Raw genomic sequence first — 1,132 nt, 5'->3', positions numbered from 1 at the left:
CGTGGGTGCGGCCGGGACCGTGGGTGCCGCGGGGACCGTGGGTGCGGCCGGGGCCGCCGGAACGACCGGTGCCGGTGGGTCGGTCGCCCGGACCACCGCCCGCGCGCCCACGGCGTACACCGGGACCGCCGCGAGGGCGAACGACGCGACCACGCCGGCCGCGACGAGCGCCAGCCGTCTGTTGCGGGGCCGCCTGTGCCGGGGCCGCCGCTGGTGTGGAGCCATGTCCGCTCCCCTCTCCGCTTTCTTCACTTCACTGCTTTCCGCCGCCGATTTCCACCTACTGACAATCAGTCATACGAATACGAATTCCGCCAACTGGGGCTACGGCCTTCGGGTGCCCGAATCGCCCGCACGGGTGACCCGACGTCAGAGAAATGTGCGAGGACCCCGACGAAATGAACGTGTCGCCGCTCGACATCCGCGTTCCGGCCGTTCTGCTGCGGACGGACCGCAATCCCTTCCATCACGGAACGCTGGGAGCCGTACGGTCCCTGGGCCGTGCCGGTGTGGAGGTGCACCTGGTCGCCGACTGCGCGGGAAGTCCCGTACGCAGCTCGCGGTTCATCCACGCGACGCACGCCCCGCCCCGCCTCGGCGCCTCCCTCGACGAGTTCGCCGCCGTTCTGCGCCGGGTGGCGGCCCGGGTCGGCCGTCCGGCCGTCCTGGTCCCCCTGGACGACGCGAGCGCCGTGGCCACCGGCCTGCTGCGCGAGGAGCTGACGGACGGCTACCTGCTCCCCGCCGGACCCGCCGCCCTCGCCGAGCAGGTGGCCGACAAGGCGGAACTGGCCGCGCTGTGCGGGCGCCTGGACCTCGCTCACCCGGCGACGACGGTCCCCGCCGGCCCGGCGGAGGCGGCGGCAGCGGCCAGGGAGCTGGGGCTTCCGGTGGTGGCCAAGTGGAGCCGCCCATGGCTGCTGCCCGCCGACACGGGGCTGCGCAGCACGGTGGTGGTGCGCTCGGCCGGAGAGGCGGCGGCCCTGTACCGGCGCTCGGAGCAGGCGGGCAGCCGGCTGCTCCTCCAGGCGTTCCTGCCGCCGGGGCTCGACCACGACTGGTTCTTCCACGGGTACGTCGACCGCGCCGGGGTCGTGCGCGGCGGCGGCCCCGGCCGCAAGCTGGCCGCCTG

At 74.6% G+C, this 1,132-nt stretch carries 2 pseudogenes; one reads left to right on the top strand and one right to left on the bottom strand.

Annotated features, from left to right (window positions below):
• A pseudogene (locus AWZ10_RS17790) lies at positions 1-225 on the bottom strand (hypothetical protein); the annotation flags it as partial.
• 173 nt (positions 226-398) lie between these two features.
• On the opposite strand from AWZ10_RS17790, the pseudogene AWZ10_RS17785 reads away from it, so the two are divergent.
• A pseudogene (locus tag AWZ10_RS17785) lies at positions 399-1,132 on the top strand (ATP-grasp domain-containing protein); the annotation flags it as partial.

Origin of the sequence: Streptomyces europaeiscabiei (genome assembly GCF_001550375.1) — a bacterium.
Classification (GTDB): domain Bacteria; phylum Actinomycetota; class Actinomycetes; order Streptomycetales; family Streptomycetaceae; genus Streptomyces; species Streptomyces europaeiscabiei.
This window is presented reverse-complemented; position numbering and strand designations above follow the sequence as displayed.